Raw genomic sequence first — 21,242 nt, 5'->3', positions numbered from 1 at the left:
CCGAGAGCCCGCATCCCCTCCCCGGCAGACAGCCGAACGGGCCGGATCAGACCGGGGAACGGCCGCCGCCCACGGCCGCGGCCGCCTCGGCATCATCGCCGGCGGCGAGCCCGCCGTCGGACATGGTCAGTACGGTGTCCACCTTCGCCAGCGTGGCCAGGTCGTGGGTGACCATGACCGTGGCCAGGCCGTTCTGCCTGGTCAGGTCGGCCAGCAGGGAGACGATCCGCTCGCCGCGGTGGTGGTCCAGCGCGCTGGTCGGCTCGTCCACCAGCAGCACCTCGGGCCGGTTCATCAGCGCGCGGGCGATGTTGACGCGCTGACGCTCGCCACCGGAGAGCTGGTGGGGCCGCTTGTGCTCCTTGCCGGCCAGGTCCACGGCATCGAGCAGTTCGCGGGCCCGAGACGCGGCCTCGCGCGTCGATCCTCCCGACAGGTGGGTCATCACCAGGAGCTGGTCGAGGGTGGTCAGCGAGGCGAGCAGGTTGGACTGCTGGAAGACGATGCCGACGTGGTCGCCGCGGATGCGGGTCCTGGCCGCCTGCCCGGCCCGGGTGACGTCGTGCCCGGCCACCCGTACGGTGCCCGAGTCCGGGGTGATCAGGGTGGCGGCCACGGCGAGCAGGCTGGACTTGCCCGACCCGGACGGGCCGACGACCGCGGTGAACTCGCCGGGAGCGACGGAGAGATCGACGTGGTCGAGCGCGGTCAGCCTGCGGTCCCCGTCGGGGTAGGTCAGCACGATGTCGGACAGGACGAGGCTCATCGGGAGGCTCCCAGGGCGGTCAGCGGGTCGACAGAGGTGATCTTTCGGATGGCCAGCGCGGCGCCCAGCGCGCCGAGCGCGATCATCACGGCGACGGGGACGACGGTCGTCGAGATCGACAGGACGAACGGGACGGTGTCCTCGGCCAGCGCCCCCAGCCCGGCGCCGATGGCACCGCCGATGCCCGCGCCGAGCAGCAGCACGATGACGGCCTGGGCGAGCGCGTCGCGCAGCAGGTAGCCGGTGCTCGCGCCGAGCGCCTTCAGCACGGCGACGTCTCCGCGCCGCTGGATCGTCCACACGGTGAAGAACGCCCCGATGACCAGCGCCGAGATCGCGAACAGGAACCCGCGCATGAGCTGCAGCGAGCCGTTCTCCGAGGAGAAGGAGCCGATGGCCGCGGGCGCGGCGGCCAGGGGGATCGTGGTCGTGCTGAGGCGCGTGTCGACAGCGGCGAGATCGGTGTCTCCGGTGGTGCGCAGCGCGAGTACGGTGGCGACCGTGTCGGCGCCGCTCTGACGGCCCATCCACTCCCAGTCGCCGATGCCGATCCACGCGACGGGAGCGTGGCTGTAGGAGGCCTTGCCGCCGATGCCCGCGACCGTGAAGTCGCGGCCCGAGATCCGCACATTGTCGCCGGCGGTCAGCCCGGTGTCGGCGGCCAGCGCGGCGGACAGGACCACCTTGCCGGTGTCCACCGTGGCGCCCGACCCCTTGGCGAGGGAGCCGCCCGGCTCGACGCCGAACAGCGCCGTCGCCGCCCCCGTGCTTTCGTCGCCGAAGGTGAGCCGGCCCATGGTGATGCCGAGCCGTTCGACCGCGGACACACCGGCGACTTTCCGCCACTCCTGCCAGGTCGTCTCCGTGATCCGGCTGTCGGAGAACGACGGCTTCTCGGACTTCGAGAAGACGACGCGGTCGGCCGGCAGCCCTTCGATCGCCGAGATGTTCTCCTGCGCCAACCCGGCGGTCAGACCCGACAACATGGTCACCAGGAGCGTGATGAGCAGGACGACCGCGCCCATGAGGGCGAACCGTCCCTTCGCGAAACGCAGGTCTCTCAGCGCCACGAACACGGCGCATCCCCCCGTTTTGACTGGGCTGAACTGGACAGGTTCAGCCTGTCCCGGCGGCCGCTCTCACACATCGTGAAGTCGATCAGACGGGGTTCGCCCCTTCGGTCACGCGGACATCCACCTTTCGAACGATGTGCCAGGTGACGTGGGGTGCATACGCTGAGAGAAGATGATGGACTTTCCGTTCCCGCCCGCGCTCAGGCTGCTGCGGTGGGCCATCCACGGCACCTTCGCCGTCCTGCTCGTGATAGCGGTCGCCGGGGTCGTCCGCTCGGGGGGTACGGCTCTGGCGTTCGGCGGTGGCCTGCTCGGCCTGCTCTACGGCGTGGGGATCTTCATCGAGGGGCGGCTGCCGCATTTCGGCGGCTGTACGCACCTGGTCCTCGGGCGGATCTGGCTGGTCGTGATCACATTCGGTTGGGCCGCGCTCGCGCTGAACGCGCCGAAGTTCGTCTGGCTGGCCTTCCCGCTGTTCTTCGCCTATCTCCACCTGCTGCCGTTGGCGGTCGCACTGCCCGGCGTGGCCGTACTGACCGCGGCCGCGATCGCGGCGGCCGGCTGGCACGCGGGCGGCGTGCACGCCCCGCAGGTGATCGGTCCGTCCCTCGGCGCGGCGGTCGCCACGCTCATGGCGCTGGTCTACAAGGCGCTCTACTCCGAAAGCGAGCAGCGTCGCCTGCTGATCGACGATCTGGTCCGCACCCGCGGGATGCTCGTCCAGGCCGAGAGCGACGCGGCCCGCCTGGCCGAGCGGGAGCGCCTGGCCAGGGAGATCCACGACACGCTCGCCCAGGGCATGTCCAGCATCATCCTGCTGCTCCGCGCCGCCCACCGAGACCTGCGGGACCGGCCGGCGGACGCCGAGCAGCGCATCGCCGAGGCCGAGCGCGCCGCGCAGGAGAACCTGGAGGAGGCGCGCAACTTCGTCCGCGCGCTGGCGCCGCCCGCCCTGCAGCACTCCTCCCTGGTCGAGGCGCTGGGCAGGGTCAGCGACTCGGCCGCGGCCGGCACCGCCACGCGGGTGCGGTTCGAGGTGTCCGGGGCTCCCGTACCGCTGCCGGCCGACTACGACGTCGCGCTGCTGCGCATCGCCCAGGGCGCGCTGGGCAACGTCAGCCGCCATTCGGAGGCCGACAACGCCCGGGTGACCCTCACCTACCTGGAAGACATGGTCGTGCTGGACATCTACGACGACGGTCGCGGTTTCGACCCGGCGGCGCAGCCGGCCGCGGAGATCACGGACACCGGGGACACCGGCTTCGGGCTGCGTGCGATGCGCGACCGGGTGGCCGCGCTGGGCGGCGCGCTCACCGTCGAGTCCGTGCCCGGAGAGGGCACCGCCGTCGTCGCCACCCTGCCACTCGGCGGGGGAGAGGGCGAGGGAGAAGAAGGCCGATGACGACGCCGATCCGCATCCTCCTGGTCGACGATCACCCCGTGGTGCGCTCAGGCATCCGCGCGATGCTCGCCGGGCAGCCCGATTTCGAGCTGGTCGGCGAGGCCGCCACCGGCGAGGAGGGCGTCGAGGCGGCCCGCCGGCTCCGCCCGGACGTCGTCCTCATGGACCTCCAGCTCGGCGCGGGCATGCACGGCAGCGAGGCCACCAGACACATCGCCTCCCTGGACACCACCTCCCTGGGCACCGCCTCCCCGGGCACTGCCTCCCTGGGCACAGCCGCGAACGCTCCTCGGGTGCTCGTGCTCACCACGTTCGACACCGATGCCGACATCGTGGCCGCGATCGAGGCGGGAGCCACCGGCTACCTGCTCAAGGACGCGCCCTCCGACGACCTGCACGCCGCGATCCGCTCGGCCGCGACCGGCGCCAGCACGCTGGCGCCCAGCGTGGCCTCCCGCCTGCTGGGCCGGGTACGCACCCCGCGGGCCACGCTGAGCCCCCGAGAGCTGGAGGTCCTCGGCCACGTCGCCGCCGGGCTGTCCAACCGGCAGATCAGCAAGCGGATGTTCCTGAGCGAGACCACCGTCAAGACCCACCTGGTGCACATCTACACCAAGCTCGGCGTCGACTCCCGCACCGCCGCCGTCGCCACCGCCACCAAAAAAGGCCTCATCCGCCCCACCTGACCCCCAGTTCCAGGGATTGATCCGCTCCCGCCGAGGTCAGGTCTCCTTCCGGTGGTGCTGACCCTTCCGCTGCGACCGCCCCGAAGACTCGGGCAGCCGGTCGGGCAGGCGGAAGAAGCGGAAGAACAGCAGGACTCCGCAGATCGCGAGCGCAGCCATGGCTAAGATCATGAGAATGGTTTTGAAGGATAGGCCAGGTTCCTGTGGGGTGTCAGTCGCAACGATGATGGATGCGCCTTGCTCGACGGCCTGCTGCTGGTAGACGCGGTCGGCCAGGTCCTTCGCCGCCTGCTGGGGATTGTTCCGCCCCACCTCGATGCCCTTCTGATCAAGGTTCCCTGAGATCCTGGTCAGGATGCTGCGAAGCGTGACATCCACGGAGGTGTTGGCGAGGACGATCAGCTGCCGTTTCGGCAGCCGGTCCTGCAGCAGGTCTGAACGCAGGTAACCCTCGAAGCCGCGGTCCCCGGGCATGATCGCGGCCATCGCGCTCTTCTGCCGAAGCTCCCGCATAAGATCCTGGGCCGGTGTCGGCTGCAGCCGAAGTCCGGGATAGTGCTGCTTCAACTCCTCCTCGAAGCCTTGACCGAAGTTCTCCGGCACGAGGACATCAACCGGCACGGCGCCATCTTTCAGGTCGGCCTCCAGATCCTTCCGCGTGATCTGACCAGAGTCGAAGAGCAGGACATCTCGGCTGACCCAAGGGAGGGCCGCAACCTTGGTCAGGTGCTGCTCAGCGAGTGCGGTCGACAGCAGGTCCTCGAGTTTCTCAGGGGTCGTGGCCGGAACATCGCCGTGCCGTAAAAGGCGCAGGATGTCGAGGTCGTAGGTGATGACCACGGTCGGTTCGATGCGGAGGCCGATGGGATTCGTTTCGTCGACATCGTCAGCGACAGCCTCGTACCCCTCGTGCTGGAGCGCTTCGCCAATGAAATGGGCGACGTACGACTCCGTCGATTCGGCTGACGCCTGGACGTAGATCTTCGGCGGCGGAGCGGCTACAGGCTTTTCGGGAGGCCCGGCATCACGATCGGATAGAAAAACGATCAGGAGGGCGACGACCGCGGCCGCCACCATCGCCGTAAACAGCCACGGCAGTGGGTGGGCCAGTTTCTTCCAGAGGCGCTGATGCCACCTGTGCTGGTCGGCCCCGTCCTCGTTGTACCCGAACTGCTGCGCCATCTGGGGAAGGCCAGAGGTTCGGCCTCCCCGCTGGCCGGGCAGAGTGTCGCCTGGCTGCTGCTTCCTCTTGAAGAAGTCTGTCCAGTGACGCCCCCCACGCGTCGGCCATTGGGGCAGTTCGACCCGAGGGACAGGATCGCCCAAGTTGTACGGGAGCGTCGAGTCGGTCTCCTCGGACTTGCTTTGGTGCTCGGACTGCCGCAACGTATTACAGGCGCGCTTGAGTAACCGCACGGCCTCGTCCCGATTGTCTGAATCGGTGAACGCCAGCGTCTTCTTCTTCTGGGCGAGTTCCTGCATGATGATGCCGATCCTGTCGGCATCGAGCGATGCCAGCATGGCGAAGTAGTCCTGTGCCTGCCTCGCATCGGCTGGGATGTCTGCCCGGTGCCCCCAGGTGACGGCATGAGCCCCTTCTGGCGCATGCCTGGCGAAGAAAAGCCGGATCTTGTGCTCTGTTGTACTGCTGATCCATGTGGTAGCGGTCAGTTTCGCCCGCATTCCGTACGGCAGCAGCGCGGCGACGGTGTCGAGGAACCGTAGGCGAGCGCGCATGTCGGTTCCCTCTGCCCCCACCACGCACACCGGCTGGCCAGTCATAAGCAGGGCCGCGGCGGATAGCGCGTCCGGTCGCGGGGTTTCGATCGCCCGTGGGTCGAGCGCCGGGACGGCCACGTTCTTTGGTGGGGGCAGTTCCAGCGTGTGCCTTGAGAAGGCGTCGTAGAGGGACTCGTACGTCACCGGATGCCCGGCGAGCTCCTTGTACGACACGCAGAACCAGCGGGTGTGGGCGATCCTTCGATTGGTGCCGTCTCGGTACCGGGACCACACCTGGACTGCCAGCACCATGTAGTGGACATCTTGCGCGGTCTTCACCCTCGCGATCGTCACCTGGGGCAGTTGGGGGGAGATGCCGGTGGCGTACCAGCTTCTCATTTGCTCGAAGGCCGTCCTGCCGAGGGGCTCTTCGCTGTCGTGGGGCTGTTCGCTGTCGTGGGGCTGTTCGCTGTCGATAGTCTTTTTGCTGTGGTCCAGGATTTCGTAGTCGTCGAAGCTGCCGGGCCATTTGCCTTCGAGAGCCCACTCGAAGGGGATCATCCGTACGACGCGGGTGTCGTCGTTCAACGGGGGATCACCCCGGCCGGGTTGGTGGCGGCGAGGCGCTGGCCGAGCCAGAGCATGGGCTCGACCACGTTGATCGGGCGGACCTGGCCGCGTACGCGCAGGCCCTGGCCGGGCTCCTGGGGCAGCAGATTCTCCGAGTCGTCCCAGTCGAAGACGTTCCGGTGCCGGTCCATGAAGAACCCGATCGACGAGGTGACGAAGAACTGGATGCGGTCGGGGTGGAAGAACTTGCCGAGCGTGTTGAGGACCAGCTCGGCATGGCCGTTCCGCGAGATCCGGCACAGCTCGCGGAAGAGCGTCGGGGCGTCCTCGTCGCTCACCTTGGGGAAGCCGTACGGATCGTCGGGCTCGACGTTGATCAGGTGCTGGCCCATCGCCGTGTCCAGCACCCGGCGGTCGTCGAACTTGGTGATGCAGACCGCGATGTGGTGGGGGAGCTTCCCGTCCTGCATCTCGTCGGCGGCGAGCATCCGTTCGGCGAGCCGGGTGAGCGGCGCGTGCAGGTGGTCGAAGGCGTCCCCGACCTTGAACTCCCGGATCGGATCGAAGAGGAAGACGATGCCCCGGCCCTGCGTCAGGCTGTCCAGCAGTTCCCGCTGGCGCAGGTCGGCGAGACCTTCGGCGGTCCGCCCACCCGAGGCGTAGAGGCCACCGGGCGCGTCGATCATGTTGATGCGGATCCGGGGCTGGGCGCCGAGCTTCGGCTTGCGGCTCCACCACCTGGTCTTCTTGGTCGTGGGGCCGATCAGCATCCAGTGATACCGCTCCACGACCTTGCTCGCTTCGGGGAAGACCCGGCCGCCCGACAGCTCACTCGTCTTGTCGATGAGGTAGTCGGTGGACGCCGGGTCGGAGCCGACGATCTTCCAGTCGTCGTTCCGGCGGGACAGGGCGATGGACAGGGCGGCCAGGAAGGTCGTCTTGCCGCTGCCGGGGGCGCCCCACATGGAGATGCCGTGGGAGCCTCCATGGGAGATCTGCCCCGGCGTGACCTCAACGGGCATGCGTGGTCTCACTCCGTATCGTCGATGAGGGGGAACGGGATGCGGCCGACGACGGGTGCGGCCAGTCCGAGGTCGGCGGTCAACTCCCGGACGTCGAGGGCGTCGAGGTGCGCGAGCGCGCTCGTCCCCAGGTAGCGCCAGATCAGGTGTGCGGTGCGTGCCCGGTCAGGTGACTGGTCCCAGATCGCCCCGAACACGGTTCCCGGCCGGCTTCCGAGGTGCTGGAACATCGTCCGCCAGTCGTGCCGATGGGGGCACGGCAGGACTCCCGACCGGTCGGCCCGGGCGGGGTGCGGTGGCCGATCGCCCACGGTGAGCAGGACTGTCGGCGCGGGACGATGCTGGTCGAGGCCGTCCACGGCCGACCCGTCCCGAAGGAGCCGCCGGACCACCGTCGCCAGCATGTCCTCGAGCTGCGCGGCATGCGGATGGTAGGGGAAACCTCGGGTGATCGCCCCACGCTCCTCCAGCAGGCGCAGGCCGGCCAGGGCATGTTCTGGCGTGGCCCGCCATGCGGTGACCTCGACCGGATGCTCCGGGGCGGACTGATCGAATGAGTGCGCGCCGTACGCGAGGAGGGAGACCCGCAGCCGGTCGCCGAGCTCGGCGGCGAGGAACGCGATGACCTGGTGGGCCCGTCCGAGCCGCTCGATCACCTTCTCGTCCGGGCCGCAGATCTCGACTCCGCAGATGAGGTGCGCCGCACGGGTCGCGGGCGGCAGCAGGGACGGTACGGACGCGATCAGCTCGTCCCAGCCGCGCGGATCTTCGACCAGCCCCGGCAGACCGGTGAAGCGGACCTTTCCGGCACGCACCAGCTCGGCCGTCACCGTGTAGGTCCCGGGGACGAGACGGGCGGACGCGACGGAAAGCAGACGCGGCTCCCGGCCCTGCCAGGTGACCACGGCGAAAGCTGTGCCGTACTCGTCGCCGGGCTCGCATCGGACGGTGACGTCGGTGAGTGTGCCCGGGCGTGTGCCGACGGGGAAGAGTTGTCTGCCCGCCAGATCGAGTCGGCCGGTCGCGGGGTCGGGCCGCAGGACGACCAGGTCGTACGACCGCGTCAGCGGGTCGTCGCGGATGGCCTCCTTGACGAGCCCGGCGACCGGTGCGTCGGTCGAGTAGACGTCCGGGGGATGGTCCTGGCACAACCACTCGAGCGCCTGCTCGGCCGCCGGGTTCCCGGCGACAGAGCGGACGAGGATGACCTCGGTGGTGTCTCCGGGGTGCGCCTGGGAGACGGCCGTGACGGTCTGGAGCACGGCATCCCGACCGGCTGTGGGGTCTTCCTGCGCGGACGCCGTGGTGAGATCGGCCCAGGAGTTGAACCAGTGGCGGGCGCGGGGCGTGCCGTGCTCGTCCTGGTGGACGGCGAACGTGGCGATGCCGTCGGCGGCGGCCTCCACCACGATGAGGCAGTCGGTGCCGGTGAGCAGTGCCACGGCCCGGGCGAGGGCCTTGCGGAGCAGGTCATTGTCGGGCTCCGACACAGGGGGATCCTCCGTCATTGTGTCGAATTCGTTATGTCGCTGTCCTCCAAATTTAAACTAACTAGTGCAGAAGGTGGCGACTTGTCCCATGTGCCGAAACTTCCTGTCGTGCCATAGCCGTGGGGGCAACTACGATATCCCGAGTTAAGGGGGTTTGCGACGTTCCAAAGCGCCGCTTGAAGGTGAGACTCCATTCGCAAGGAGAAGCGTGAGGCGTTTTCTGATCAACCTGTCCGGGGCGCGGCCCGAGGTTCTGCAGCGCTGTCCGACCGAATACGGCAAGTTCGAGGGCATCGGCGGCGCCGTCCTCACCACGAGCGTCCTCGCGGTCGTCTCCATGACATTCGCGCTGCACAGCGCCCTCGGAGTCAACCTCTTCCTGGCGATCGTGGCCAGCCTCCTGTGGGGGTTGGCGATCTTGAGTCTCGACCGGTGGTTGGTCAGCACGCTCCGGGCGGACGCGTCGCTTCGCCATCGGCTGTTCACGGCCCTGCCGCGGTTTCTCATGGCGCTGCTGCTCGGTTTCGTGATCTCCACACCGTTGGTGCTCCAGATTTTCAAGGGTGAAATCGACGCCCAAATTGTGGAGATCAAGCAGCGGCGCGCCGACACGTTCACCGCGCAGCAGAAGCAGGGCAATGTGGGTAAGGACGTCACCCAACTCCGCGAGGAGGTGGCGGCCCTGGAGAAGGTGATCTCCTCCGGCGGTGACGTCCCCATCGATCCGGCCAAGGACCCGAAGATCAAAGCGCTGACCGAGGACCGGGCGAACGAGCAGAAGCGCGCCGACAAGCACTACAAGGAATGGCAGTGCCAGCTCTACGGGGGGCCGACCTGCCCGAAGAAGGGCGACGGCCCTCTCGCCCAGGACAGCAAGCGGGCGTACGACAAGAACAAGCAGCGCATCGACCGGCTCAACCGGCAGATCGACAAGCGCAAGAAGGAGCTCACCGCCAGCGACGAGGCGGCCAAGCAGACCCGATTGACCAGCGCGCAGGAGTCGCTGCCGAAGGCACGGGCGGAGCTGGACGCCGGGCTCAGGCGGCAGGCCGACCTGCAGGCGTCCTTCGACGCGGAGAACATGGCGACCAACGGCATCCTGATCCGGCTTCAGGCGCTCAACGAGGTGACCGGCACGGACACGACGCTCGGGATCACCCGGCTGCTGCTGTTCCTGCTGTTCCTGGTCATCGAGTGTCTCCCGGTCACGGTCAAGCTGATGCAGCGGCCGGGGAACTACGAGAAGGTGCTCGCACTCGCCGAGCAGCACGAGTTCCGCGACGCCCGCAGCAGCTTCACACCCGGCTTCGCCCCCAGGTCGTCGGCCGCACCGATGCCGGCGGAGCCCGCTCACGGCTCCGGGAATCTGTGGTCCATCTGGAACGAGTCCCGCCTCGGCGACACCGGTCCCCAGCCCACCGTCGTCCTGTCCGAGACCGGCCAGCGGCCGTACCGCGGACCGACGGGCACCCGCGTGGAGCCGGCGCCCGGCTTCCGGCGGGAGCCCGAGCCTGAACCCGGATACGAGCCCAGATACGAGCGCGAGTACGGGTCGCCGGACGATGAGGCGCTGCGCGGGATGACGGACACGCGGACCGTGCACCTGCCGGGCCGGGGCTCCCAGCACGCCGGCGGACATTCCGGGGGGCACTCCGGCGGGGTCGAGCTGCTCCCGGATGACGACTGAGGCAGCCGGACGTGACGGGACGGTTGATCAACGGCCGCTATGAGCTGCTGTCCCAGCTCGGCCAGGGTGGCATGGGCAAGGTCTGGCTGGCGGTGGACGGGCGACTCGGACGCAGGGTCGCCATGAAGGAGATCGTGCTGAAGCGCTCCGGCAGTGAGCCGGTCGCCGTCCAGAGGGGACGGGCCCGGCGGGAGGCGCAGGCCCTCGCCCGGATCAGCCATCCCTCGGTCGTCGAGATCCACGACGTGTTCGAGGAGGGGGACACGCTGTGGATCGTCATGGCCCGCATCGAGGGCGAGTCGCTGAGAGACCGGATCTCGGCCGGGCCGCTCGGCGAGCGGGAGATCGCCGGCATCGGGCGGGACGCGCTGGGCGGGCTGACGGCCGCGCACGCGAAGGGGGTGCTGCATCGGGACGTCAAGCCCGAGAACATCCTGATCAGTCTTGAGAGCAAGGTCTTCCTGGTCGACTTCGGCATCGCGCGGATCGACGGCACGAGCGGCCTCACGTCGCGGAATGTCTGGCTGGGAACAATGGAGTACATGGCCCCAGAGCGGTTCAACGGCACCCAGACGGGACCGCCCTCGGATCTGTGGTCACTCGGCGTCACCTTGTACTACGCCCTGGAGGGCCATTCGCCGTTCAGGCGCGACACCGAGCCGGCGACTCTGTGGGCCATCGCCACAGAACCCCTCCCGCGCCCCCGGCGGCAGGGTCCGCTGTTCGACGCGATCGCCGGGCTGCTCGAAAAGGACCCCGGGCGGCGGATGCGGGCGGCCGAGCTGGACCGGAGACTGGCCGAGATCGTGAGGCCGGCCCCCCGCCCAGATCGGTACCGGTCCCAGCGCCCGCCGCGGCCCTCAGCCAAGCCCCCCGTCGAGCACCCGGCCGCCCGGCCCGCCCGGCCCGGCCCGTACGAGCCGGCGGGGCCGGTGGAGGGCGGCCGGTCGCTGCTCGCGCGGTCCCCACACGAGGCGGCCTCGCTGCTCGCCGCCGTCGGACCGCGAGCCAGCGGGCCGCTGCTGAACGGGATGACCGCCCAGCCGGCCCGGGCGGCCGCCGTGCTCACGCTGCTGCCGAAGACGGTGGCGGGGCGGATGGTCAACCACATGTCCGCCGAGGGGGCTGCCGAACTGTTCCGGGTGCTGCCGCCCGGCCAGGGGGCGGGCATCCTGGCGTACGCCGACGAACGGGTCGTCGCGGAGGTCCTCCGTACGCTCGGCGTCGCCTCCGCGACGGTGCGACTGGTCGAGGCCATGACGCTGCAGCGGGCATGGCGCGTGCTCGAGTATGTGCCGCCGGCCCTCATCGCCGACCTGCTGCCCGAGTCCCTGGACGGTCGCGGCGATCGCCTGCTCAACGGACTCAGCGGGCCGGTGCGCGCGGAGGTCGCCCGGCTTGCCCGGCCCACCTGACCGCGCCTACATCAGGGAGGAGCCGACGAAGGACCAGCCTCGCGCAGCCCGCGACAGTGTCGTGACAGAGAGTGAAAATTTCACGTATTCTAAATTGTCCGTCTTTGATGATCAATCGGCGGGAGGGTCGGCCACCACGTCGGCGACCGAGTCGAACACGGGGAACAGGCGGGTGAGGTTGGTCCAGCGCAGGATGCGCAGGACCTGTCCGCGCGGCCCGATGAGCGCGAGATCGCCCTCCTTCTCGCGAAGGTTGTGCACGAGCCGCACGAGCAGCCCGACACCGGTCGTGTCGATGAAATGGAGCTCGCTCAGATCGAGGGCGAGCCAGGGGCCGCGGTCTGTGATCAGATCGAGCAGGGGCTCGCGGAGCTCACCCGCCGCGTGCAGATCCAACTCACCGCGCAGCCCCATCACCGCCCAGCGGGTGTGATCAGGTGTCTGTACCGTCCACGTCTCCACGGTGGTTCCTCTCGTTCTTCTCGCCGTGGACGCGTCGAACGCGCTGTTATCGCCTAAACGTTGTCATCGTATAAACAACAGGGCACCGACGAAGTAGGTCGTGCCCCGACAAAGCATGCCCTGCTGTGTGCGGAACACCCGTCCGGGTCCCCGCTCACTATGGGCAGCATTTGTCAAGCACTCTCGACCACGCGCTGTCGTCACTGAGACAAGCGCGGGACAAGCTCTGTCTTACTGAGAGTAACGCCTTTCCCCCGCAGCGTCGATTCGGGAAGGTAAAGGCTGCCATCTCTGCTAGCGAAAAATTCCCTTTAAACGCCATTGTCGCCATTTATGGGTTTTATCTGTTCTGTCCGATCGTGGCGCCACCTGTCGTGATCTCGGAGCACGTGAGTGGTGCATGGTGAGATCGCGTGCACAGGGGTGCGGCTTGGCGCTGAATCATGGCTGTGACCTGTGTCATTGCCGGATAAGAGTGGGAAAACACGATAGCTTGTCCTGCTGTGAGCAGCCGATGGGTGGGACCCGACGGGTACGAGATCGAGCCGGCGCGCCGTGGCGGCCGACAGGTCCTGCGTATCCGCCACCACGGCCGGCTCGTCGCCGACTGCCTGTCCGTCGAGGAGGTCGCCCGCCACGTCGACCTCGCCGACCTGTGCGAGGTGATTCCGTTTCCCGGACGGAACGGGGACGCGCGGACCGCCGCCCGATAGCCGGAGTATCCCTTCCAGCGTCTGGGCACCAGACTCGCGAGGGGGACTTCATGCGCCTGATCGACGCGCCTTCGGCGCACCTGTCCATGCCGGATCCGCGGCGTGTCTCTCCGGCCGCCGCCGGTCTCGGCACAGTCTTCGTGAACGCGGTCCTCGTGAGCGCGGTCATCCTCGGAGCGGTCGCCTGCGGTTCGACCGGTACGGCTCAACCGGACGGCCGGAGGACCATCCCCGAGACCCCGGTCTACGTGATGAACCTCTACGCCGCCGAGCAGGGCAGGGCGGATCAGCGGCCGACGGATCTTGTGATCTCCGAGTTCACCACGCTGAACGGGGTGACCTGGCGCACCTGGGGCCCCACGAGGGCCATCGGGGCGGGCAGGCTGAGCGGATCGTGGTGCCTCCCCGCGTGCGCCGACACGCCGTACGCGGCGACGGTGACGCTCAGCGGCGTGGTGCCGGTGCGCGGCAAGGGCTATTTCACCCGATATGAGATTGCCGCCGATCTGCCGCTTGACCTGCGAGAACAGGCCGACCTCAGGGGGGCCGTCCCCGCACCGGAGAGCACCGGACTCTGAGGCCCCAAGTGGCCGTACGGCGAGCCGAAGATCGGATTCGCGTCGTTCGTCGTGGCCGTGTATGGTTACACCTGTCCGCCAGGGCGAGAGCGCAGGCGGCCTGCCCCTATAGCTCAGTCGGCAGAGCGTCTCCATGGTAAGGAGAAGGTCAACGGTTCGATTCCGTTTGGGGGCTCTGGCTGAAAAGTCCTGTCCGGGCGTTCTCGGATGGGGCTTTCGGCTTGGCGGGGGCCCGGTTCATGTGCGCGAGTTGCCGTGCAGGTCGGGTATCCTTGCGTGGCCGGTTCGAATTCGCCGGTCCAGGCGGAGTAGCTCAGTCAGGCAGAGCAAGCGGCTCATAATCGCTGTGTCGCCGGTTCAAGTCCGGCCTCCGCTACTACCCTCGTCGGTTCCGTGTATGTCGCGGTTCCGGCTCGGGTTGTCCAGTAGTCCCAGACGCAGAAAGGCACTCCCACGTGGCTGCCACAGACGTTAGGCCGAAGATCACGCTGGCCTGCCAGGAGTGCAAGCACCGCAACTACATCACGCGGAAGAACCGGCGCAACGACCCGGATCGGCTTGAGCTGAAGAAGTACTGCCCCAACTGCAAGACGCACCGGGCGCACCGCGAGACCCGATAGCGCCGAAGGCTCCGGCCAGCCAAGACCAGCACGACCGGCGTTCCCGTACGGGACGCCGGTTTGCCATGTCCGCACCCGTCCGGGCACGCCGAGTCGGACGCTCCTCGCAGCGCGCCGCCGGTTCTCGCGGGTTCTTGCGTCGGGCGGGGACCGGGTGACTGCTACCGTCGCCTCGAAAGCTCTTGGCGTGAAGGAGCACGGGCCTGATGGCGTTGAACCGTGAGTTCGTCGGGCGGGCGTACGAGGCGTCCGCCCCCTATGAGGTATCCCGGGTGAAGATCGCGGAGTTCGCCACCGCGATCGGCGATCAGAACCCGATCTACCACCGTGAGGACGCCGCCGTCGCGGCAGGACACCCGGATGTGGTCGCACCGCCGACCTTCCCCATCGTGTTCAGCATGTCCGCGGCCGGCGAAGCGTTCGGCGATCCCGATCTCGGGCTCGACTTCGCCATGGTGGTCCACGCCGAGCAGCGCTTCGAATACGAGCGGCCCATCTACGCGGGGGACCGGCTGCACTGCACCACCACGATCACCGAGATCCGCAGTGTGGGCCGCAACGAGTTCCTGACCCTCCGCAGCGATGTCAGCACCGGCGAGGGCGAGTTGGTCTGCCGCGCCTACAACACCATCGTCGAACGAGGGGGAGCGGCGTGACCATGACGGCCAAGCCTGGGGCCGCCAAGGGCGGAATCGCGACGGTCAAGTACGACGAGGTGGAGGTCGGCCAGGAGATCCCGGCCGTCGACTACCCGGTGCGCCGGGTGAACCTCGTGATGTACGCGGGAGCCTCCGGCGACTTCAACCCCATCCACTGGAACGAGCGCCACGCCAAGGCGGTCGGGCTGCCCGACGTCATCGCCCATGGCATGTACACCATGGCCCAGGGCGGGCGTTTCATCACCGACTGGGCGGGTGATCCGGGCGCGGTGGTGGACTACGGCGTCCGCTTCTCCTCGATGGTCGTGGTCCCGGACGACGACGAGGGCGCCACGGTCTCGATCAGTGGCCGGATCGAGGAGAAGCTCGACGGCAACCGAGTGATCGTGGTCCTCACCGCGAAATCCGGCGACTCCCGGGTCCTGTCCAAGGCCCGTGCCATCGTCCAACTCGCCTGACTCCTCAACCGACCCCCGACCCGAACCCGCCGTGCCGTGAGCTTTTCCAAGATCACGCCATTGGGTGGGGTGGGGGTGGGTAGCGGTTGGGACGTGAACGAGGGAAGCAGTGAAGACGCTCGCCGCGAACATGACCGGTATGAACGCGGCGCTGAACACGATCGGTGTGAGCGTGAGGACGCGGGGACGCGCATCGAGGACCCGGTCGTCTCACAGCGGGAGAGCGAGGACGTCGCCGGTGTCGCGGCGGAGGAGCAGGTGCCCGGGAGGACCGGCGACGCGATAGGCGGAGCGATGCCGCGACCCCGGGCCGAGGCCGCTCGCGTAGCGGCGGACACCGTGGGTCATGCCGAGATCACGGAGGCCAAGCGAGACATCGCCCTCGGTGGCACGATCGAGACCGCTCTGACGCGGTCCGGGACGGAGTCCATGGTCGCCTCGCAACTGCTGTGGGACGGCAGTTCGGCGACGTCGAGGATCGACAGATCGATCGCCGAAGCGGAAACGGAAGCGGAAACCGACGAGGACGACGAGGACTCCGACTCGGACACGGGCTCCGACTCGGATTGAGGAATATCCTGGTCCGGCCGGCGTGGCCCGCGCCGGGAATCCGTGACGGGAATCCGGGCCGGGAATCCGATGAGGAGTCGCTGAGAGGACGCATGGCCGACCGGTTGGCAGGGGTACGGCTCGCGCCGTACACGACGTTGCGATTGGGCGGGCCCGCCCGAGCCTTCATCGAGGCCAGATCTCCGGAGGAGATCGTCGGCATCGTGGCCGAGGCCGACCGCGAGGGCGAGGCAGTGCTGGTCCTGGGCGGCGGCAGCAACCTCGTCGTGTCCGACGACGGATTCGACGGCCTCGCCGTACACGTGTCCAGCGAAGGGGTCGACGTCAGAGCCGACCCGGACGGGAACGGCGAGCGGGTCGTGGTCACCGCGCAGGCGGGTGAGGACTGGGATGCCCTGGCCGCCCGATGCGTCGCCGAAGGATGGTCGGGGATCGAGTGCCTGTCGGGCATCCCCGGCAGGGTCGGCTCGACGCCCATCCAGAACGTCGGCGCGTACGGCCAGGAGGTCGCCCAGACGATCACGGAAGTCCGGGTGTACGACCGGATGACCGGGCAGACGCGTGACCTGACGCCTGCCGAGTGCGGCTTCGCCTACCGGCACAGCGCGTTCAAGGACGCCCCGGGGCGCCATGTCGTGCTGGCGGTCACCTACGCCCTGCACAGGTCCGAGATGTCGGGGCCGATCGCGTACAAGGAGTTGGCGGTACGGCTCGGCGTGGAGCTCGGCGCACGGGTGCCGCTGGCCGAGGCCCGCGCCGCCGTGCTCGACCTGCGCCGGGGCAAGGGCATGGTCCTCGACCCCGCCGATCCGGACACCCGCAGCGCCGGGTCGTTCTTCACCAACCCGATCCTCACCGCGGAGCAGGCGGCCGACCTGGAGCTGCGTGCCCCCGGCCACCCCCGCTGGGAGATGCCGGACGGCTCGGGCTCGGTCAAGGTGCCGGCCGCCTGGCTGATCGAGAACGCGGGGTTCCCGAAGGGGTACGAAAAGGGGGCTGTGCGCATCTCGACCAAGCACACGCTGGCCCTCACCAACCCCACGGGCGCGGCGGACACCAGCGATCTGCTGGCCCTGGCGGGGGAGGTCCGCGACGGCGTGTACGAGAAGTTCGGCGTGCTGCTTGTGAACGAACCCGTCATGGTGGGGGTCTCTCTCTGAGCCATCGGGGCCCCGGATAAGACGTCATGAGGATGTCTTAGGGGACCTACGCCCAAAGATGGGGCGATAGATAAGGCATCCGCCCGATGTGGCAACAGGGGTCTTAGACCGAACCTTGAGTGTGTAAGCGAAGGCACACGCAAGGGGAGACCACGATGGGTCCGGAACTGCACTACCAGATGATCATGAGTCGTACGGCCGAGCTCAGGCAGGAGGCCGCCCGGCAGCGTCTCGCCCGTGAGGCGCGGGCCGCGAGGAAGGGGGGCGAGCCGTCCGGCGGCGAGCGGCATCGCTCGCGTGCCGTCTTCGGCAAGCTCCGCACGTCATGACCCGCGTTCGAAGGCCCGGCCGGATCCTCCCTCCCGGCCGGGCTCGGCAGCCTCCCTGAATGATGTCCGACATGTCGCTAAGCACCTGGCGAACCCCCGAAAAATCCAGCGAAACGCGACAGGGGGCATGACATGCTTGAGGTCATGACGCACCGCGCAGTGAGTCCTGTCTTCGTCGGGCGGGAAGCGGAACTGGAGACCTTGAAAGAGGCCTTCGACCAAGCCCGCAAGCAGGCCACGGCGGCGGTGCTCCTCGGAGGCGAGGCCGGCGTCGGGAAGACCCGGCTGATCGGCAGCTTCGCCGAACAGGCCGGTCAGCAGGACGCCCACGTGCTCGTCGGGGGCTGCGTGGAACTGTCCGCAGAGGGCCTCGCCTACGCTCCGTTCACCGCGGCGCTGCGGCAGCTCGTCAGAGAGACGAGCGCGGCCGAGGTGGCCGCGCTCCTTCCGGACGGCGCCGCCCGCGACCTGGCCCGGCTCCTTCCGGAGTTCGGCGAGCCCAGCGGGGACGGCGAGACGGAGACGGCGCGCGCCCGGCTCTTCGAGCTGATCCTCATGCTGCTGGAACGGCTCGCGGAACGGCGACCCGTGGTCCTCGTCATCGAGGACGTCCACTGGGCCGACCGGTCGAGCCGCGATCTGATCGCGTTCCTCAGCCGCAACCTCAGGACGTCGCCGGTCCTCATGGTCATGACGTACCGGTCCGACGAACTGCACCGCACGCACCCCCTCCGGCCGGTGCTCGCCGAGCTGGGCCGGGTCGAGGGCGTCGTACGGATCGAGCTGCCGCGCTTCACCCAGGACGAGGTCGCCGCGCAGATGGCCGGCATTCTCGGCGTCACACCGGAGTTCACCAAGGTGGACACGGTCTTCGCGCGAAGCGGCGGTGTCCCGCTGTTCGTGGAGGCGCTGCTCGACTCCGGGGACGACTGCACGGTCCCCGACTCGCTCCATGACCTGATCCTCGGCTCGATCGAGCGTCTGCCCGAGGAGACCCAGCGGGTGCTCCGTACGGCCGCGGCCGGAGGCATCCGGGTGGGCCACGCGCTGCTCGCCTCGGTCAGCGTGTTGTCCGACACCGAGCTCGAGGACGCGCTGCGGCCCGCGATAGCGGCCAACGTCCTGCAGGTGGCCGATGGGGGAGCGTACGCGTTCCGGCACGCGCTCATCCGCGAGGCCGTACATGACGAGCTGCTGCCGGGCGAGCACGCCCGGATGCACGCGCGATATGCCGAGGAGATCGAACAGGACCGGTCGCTCGTGCCGCCCGGCCGGGCCGCCATCGAGATCGCCCACCACTGGTACGCGGCGCGAAACGACCAGTGGGCGCTGACCTCGGCGTGGGACGCGGCGGGGAAGGCCGCCAGGTCGTTCGCGTACACCGAGCAGATCCAGCTGCTCGAACGCGTGCTGACCCTGTGGGACAAGGTGCCGGACGCCGCCGAGCGGATCGACGTCGACCACGTGACGATATTGGAACGTGCCTCCGAGGCGGCGTACGTCAGCGGTGACATGGACCGCGGGCTGAAGTTCGTCCGGGCCGCGCTGAGCGAGCTCGACGAGGAGACGGCGCCCGAGCGGGTGGCCGAGTTGCTGGTGCGCCGGGCCAACATCAACAGCCAGAAGGGCAAGACCGGCTCGCTCGACGACCTCCGGCGTGCCGAGCGCCTGGTGCCGCTGCCGACCGAGGCGCGGGTCAACGTCCTGACCAGGCTGGGCACCATGCTCATGCTGACCGAGCAGACCATCGAGGGCACCACCTTCACCGAGGAGGCACTGCGCATCGCCCGCCAGATGGGCGACGAACGCCTGGAGGCCGACCTGCTGCTCAACCTGGCGCTCGGCCACTCCGTCTCCGGAGCCCTGGACCGGACGGTCGAGACGAACGATCACGCGCTGCGCATGGGGAGACGGCTGAGCTCGCCCCGCATCGTGCTGCGCGCGCTGGCCAACAACGTGGACGCGCTCGACAAGCTCGGCCGGTCGGAGGAGGCCGTCGAGCTCGCAGCCGAGGGTGAGAAGCTCGCCCGGCAGTACGGCAGATATCGCCATCAAGGGGTGTTCATCGCCAACAACCGGGCGGAGGCGCTGACGTCGCTCGGCCGCTGGGACGAGGCGATCGAAGTCGTCGAACACGCGATGCGGATGGGCTCCACCCTGCGTAACCGCTGGCACATGCTGCGGGTGAAGGCGGAGATCGCCATCGGGCGGGGTGAGGAGGACCTCGCTCGGGAGTTCCTCACCGAGATCGGCGCTTTCGCCCCGCGCTCGGATGAAACCGCCCAGGAGCAGGCGAACAACGCGTTCCTGCTGCTCACCTGGCATCTGCTGCGCGGTGAACCGCTGAAGGCGGTCGAAGTCGCGGAGAAGATCCTGGCCGATTCGGTGCCGGCGAAGAAGGACACCCTGGGCTGGCGGCTGCTCGCCACCATGCGGCTCGTCTGCGACGCCGCCGCGCCCGTCGACGCCGTCCGGGTCTCGACCTTGCGTGCGGGGGCCGAAGAGCTGGCCGCCGACATGCGCGGCAACGGGGCGGCGTGCGAGGCCTACCGCCTCGTCCACCAGGGCGACTTCGACGCGGCGGCCCAGGCGTGGCGGCAACTGGGGCGGCCATATGTCCAGGCCGAGGCGCTGCTGCACGCGGCCGCCGGGTCCGCCGGGGCGGGTGACCGTGAGGGGGCCGCCGACCGGCTGCGCGAGGCGCATCCGGTCGCCATGTCCCTGCGGGCCACCCCGCTGGTGACCCGGATCGAGACCCTCGCCCGCCGCGTCGGCACGCCCCTCGACGACGATCCGGTACGGCAGGCCGCCGCGTCGGCGCAGCCTGTCGCATCGGCGACGCTGACCCGGCGCGAGTTGGAGGTGCTCCGGCTGGTGGCGGCCGGGCGCGGCAACCGCGACATCGCGGCCGAGCTGTTCATCTCCGCCAAGACCGTCAGCGTCCACGTGTCGAACATCCTGCCCAAGCTGGGTGTCTCCACCCGGGCCGAGGCGGCGGCCGCCGCCCACCGCCTCTCCCTCCTGGGCTGAATCACGTCAGGAGCGGCTCGGCCAGCAGGAGCAGGCCGAAGGCGGCGAAGGCGGCGGCCGCGCCGTACCTGATCCACTTCTCGGGCAGGTGGGAGCCGAGCCAGCGGCCGACGAGGATGGCCAGGGCGTCGGCCGCGACCATGCCGACCGTCGAGCCGATCCACGTGCCGAACCAGCCGTGCTGGGTGGCCAGCGTGATCGTCGCGAGCATGGTCTTGTCGCCGAGCTCGCTGAGGAAGAACGCCGCGGCGACGGCGAAGAACGCGTTCCGCGTGGTCCTGGCCGCCTTGGCCGACTCCGCCTCGGTGAGCTCGTCGCCGCGCAGCGTCCAGGCGGCGAAGCCGAGGAACGCGATCCCGCCGACGATCGAGATGGCGGTGGTCGGCATCGCATCGCCGACCACCCGGCCGAGGGCGACGCTCGCCAGGTGTACGGCCGCGGTCGCCGCCGTGATGCCGGCCAGCACCGGCAGCGGCTTGAACCTGGTCGCGAAGGTCAGGGCCATGAGCTGGCTTTTGTCGCCGAGCTCGGCCACGAAGATGACCGCCAGGGAGATCCAGAAGGCTTGCACTGGCCGCCTTTCCGTAAGGCGCGGCCGGGCCGCCGTTCCATACCGGGGGAGTTCTCCGGACAGGTCTTCGGCCCGGCAGCATGATGGACATGACTGTCGGGCCGAAGGTCTCGTCCGCCACACGGGCTCCACGACCGGGCACGACGAGCGCGAACGCCCGGGCCAGTATGTCGATCAGTGGATTACGGACTACTCCCCTTCGGGTGCCCCCGAGTCTAACCGCCCCCCGGCGGTCCCGTGGCCCCCTCCGACCTCGTGAATT

The 21,242-nt window shown here is 68.9% G+C and carries 20 protein-coding genes and 2 tRNA genes; 15 read left to right on the top strand and 7 right to left on the bottom strand.

Translation table 11 applies throughout. The features are described from left to right. Positions 1-46: 46 nt before the first annotated feature. Positions 47-766, bottom strand: a complete 720-nt coding sequence (locus Mth01_RS06245; RefSeq protein WP_204012822.1) for an ABC transporter ATP-binding protein — start codon at positions 764-766, stop codon at positions 47-49. Further along, positions 763-1,842, bottom strand: a complete 1,080-nt coding sequence (locus Mth01_RS06240; protein WP_204012819.1) for an ABC transporter permease — start codon at positions 1,840-1,842, stop codon at positions 763-765. Before Mth01_RS06240 ends, Mth01_RS06245 begins: the two co-directional genes overlap by 4 nt. Before the next feature lie 169 nt (positions 1,843-2,011). Between Mth01_RS06240 and Mth01_RS06235 the strand changes: the two genes are divergently transcribed. Continuing rightward, positions 2,012-3,241 carry a sensor histidine kinase gene (locus Mth01_RS06235; protein ID WP_204012817.1) on the top strand — a complete coding sequence of 410 codons (1,230 nt, stop codon included), beginning with the start codon at positions 2,012-2,014 and terminating at the stop codon, positions 3,239-3,241. Further along, positions 3,238-3,927, top strand: coding sequence for a response regulator (locus Mth01_RS06230; RefSeq protein WP_204012815.1), 690 nt, complete (start codon positions 3,238-3,240; stop codon positions 3,925-3,927). The genes Mth01_RS06235 and Mth01_RS06230 overlap by 4 nt, the downstream gene beginning before the upstream one ends. Before the next feature lie 36 nt (positions 3,928-3,963). Here the strand turns inward: Mth01_RS06230 and Mth01_RS06225 are convergent, their stop codons facing one another. The 3 genes from Mth01_RS06225 to Mth01_RS06215 are packed head-to-tail and all read right to left on the bottom strand — an operon-like array spanning position 3,964 to position 8,728. Further along, positions 3,964-6,234 carry a hypothetical protein gene (locus Mth01_RS06225; protein ID WP_204012813.1) on the bottom strand — a complete coding sequence of 757 codons (2,271 nt, stop codon included), beginning with the start codon at positions 6,232-6,234 and terminating at the stop codon, positions 3,964-3,966. Further along, entirely contained in the window at positions 6,231-7,238 is a 1,008-nt protein-coding gene (locus Mth01_RS06220) for a DEAD/DEAH box helicase family protein (protein ID WP_204012811.1), read from the bottom strand. The genes Mth01_RS06225 and Mth01_RS06220 overlap by 4 nt, the downstream gene beginning before the upstream one ends. Positions 7,239-7,246: 8 nt before the next feature. Further along, a complete protein-coding gene (locus Mth01_RS06215; protein ID WP_204012809.1) occupies positions 7,247-8,728 on the bottom strand; it encodes a hypothetical protein in 1,482 nt (493 codons plus the stop codon). A 208-nt stretch (positions 8,729-8,936) separates the two neighbouring features. Here Mth01_RS06215 and Mth01_RS06210 point away from each other — a divergent pair, with 208 nt between their 5' ends. Further along, positions 8,937-10,415 carry a DUF4407 domain-containing protein gene (locus Mth01_RS06210; protein ID WP_204012807.1) on the top strand — a complete coding sequence of 493 codons (1,479 nt, stop codon included), beginning with the start codon at positions 8,937-8,939 and terminating at the stop codon, positions 10,413-10,415. Between the two features lie 11 nt (positions 10,416-10,426). After that, positions 10,427-11,830 carry a serine/threonine-protein kinase gene (locus tag Mth01_RS06205; protein ID WP_204012804.1) on the top strand — a complete coding sequence of 468 codons (1,404 nt, stop codon included), beginning with the start codon at positions 10,427-10,429 and terminating at the stop codon, positions 11,828-11,830. 111 nt (positions 11,831-11,941) lie between these two features. Here Mth01_RS06205 and Mth01_RS06200 read toward each other — a convergent pair whose 3' ends face one another. Continuing rightward, on the bottom strand, positions 11,942-12,292 hold the full coding sequence (locus Mth01_RS06200; protein ID WP_204012774.1) for an STAS domain-containing protein: 351 nt from the start codon (positions 12,290-12,292) through the stop codon (positions 11,942-11,944). A 503-nt stretch (positions 12,293-12,795) separates the two neighbouring features. On the opposite strand from Mth01_RS06200, the gene Mth01_RS06195 reads away from it, so the two are divergent. From Mth01_RS06195 to Mth01_RS30095, 11 genes are all read left to right on the top strand, one after another. Beyond that, positions 12,796-13,005 (top strand): transposase, encoded by a 210-nt coding sequence (locus Mth01_RS06195; protein WP_204012771.1) that lies wholly within the window; start codon positions 12,796-12,798, stop codon positions 13,003-13,005. A gap of 50 nt (positions 13,006-13,055) precedes the next feature. Then, the gene (locus tag Mth01_RS06190; RefSeq protein ID WP_204012768.1) at positions 13,056-13,583 is read left to right on the top strand and encodes a hypothetical protein; all 528 of its coding nucleotides are present in this window, start codon (positions 13,056-13,058) and stop codon (positions 13,581-13,583) included. 102 nt (positions 13,584-13,685) lie between these two features. Beyond that, positions 13,686-13,758 (top strand) — tRNA-Thr (locus Mth01_RS06185). A 127-nt stretch (positions 13,759-13,885) separates the two neighbouring features. Continuing rightward, a tRNA-Met gene (locus Mth01_RS06180) sits at positions 13,886-13,959 on the top strand. A gap of 79 nt (positions 13,960-14,038) precedes the next feature. Beyond that, positions 14,039-14,203: a 50S ribosomal protein L33 gene (gene rpmG, locus Mth01_RS06175; protein WP_036325591.1), complete on the top strand. Its 165-nt coding sequence runs from the start codon at positions 14,039-14,041 to the stop codon at positions 14,201-14,203. Positions 14,204-14,409: 206 nt separating this feature from the next. Continuing rightward, complete coding sequence (locus tag Mth01_RS06170; RefSeq protein ID WP_204012766.1) at positions 14,410-14,859, top strand: FAS1-like dehydratase domain-containing protein; 450 nt, start codon at positions 14,410-14,412, stop codon at positions 14,857-14,859. Between the two features lie 2 nt (positions 14,860-14,861). Then, the gene (locus Mth01_RS06165; RefSeq protein WP_204012763.1) at positions 14,862-15,320 is read left to right on the top strand and encodes a MaoC family dehydratase; all 459 of its coding nucleotides are present in this window, start codon (positions 14,862-14,864) and stop codon (positions 15,318-15,320) included. A 93-nt stretch (positions 15,321-15,413) separates the two neighbouring features. Then, the gene (locus Mth01_RS06160; RefSeq protein WP_204012760.1) at positions 15,414-15,890 is read left to right on the top strand and encodes a hypothetical protein; all 477 of its coding nucleotides are present in this window, start codon (positions 15,414-15,416) and stop codon (positions 15,888-15,890) included. 92 nt (positions 15,891-15,982) lie between these two features. After that, positions 15,983-17,050, top strand: coding sequence for a UDP-N-acetylmuramate dehydrogenase (locus Mth01_RS06155; protein ID WP_204012757.1), 1,068 nt, complete (start codon positions 15,983-15,985; stop codon positions 17,048-17,050). Between the two features lie 155 nt (positions 17,051-17,205). Beyond that, a complete protein-coding gene (locus Mth01_RS06150) occupies positions 17,206-17,379 on the top strand; it encodes a hypothetical protein (protein WP_204012754.1) in 174 nt (57 codons plus the stop codon). 144 nt (positions 17,380-17,523) lie between these two features. After that, positions 17,524-20,409 carry a helix-turn-helix transcriptional regulator gene (locus tag Mth01_RS30095; protein WP_275408893.1) on the top strand — a complete coding sequence of 962 codons (2,886 nt, stop codon included), beginning with the start codon at positions 17,524-17,526 and terminating at the stop codon, positions 20,407-20,409. 1 nt (position 20,410) lies between these two features. On the opposite strand, the gene Mth01_RS06140 is transcribed toward Mth01_RS30095, so the two are convergent. After that, on the bottom strand, positions 20,411-20,980 hold the full coding sequence (locus Mth01_RS06140) for a TMEM165/GDT1 family protein (protein ID WP_204012738.1): 570 nt from the start codon (positions 20,978-20,980) through the stop codon (positions 20,411-20,413). Between the last annotated feature and the right edge of the window lie 262 nt (positions 20,981-21,242).

The sequence above is a fragment of the Sphaerimonospora thailandensis genome (assembly GCF_016863115.1).
Classification (GTDB): Bacteria; Actinomycetota; Actinomycetes; order Streptosporangiales; family Streptosporangiaceae; genus Sphaerimonospora; species Sphaerimonospora cavernae.
The sequence above is the reverse complement of the archived record's forward strand: the minus strand, read 5'-3'. Positions and strand labels throughout refer to the sequence as shown.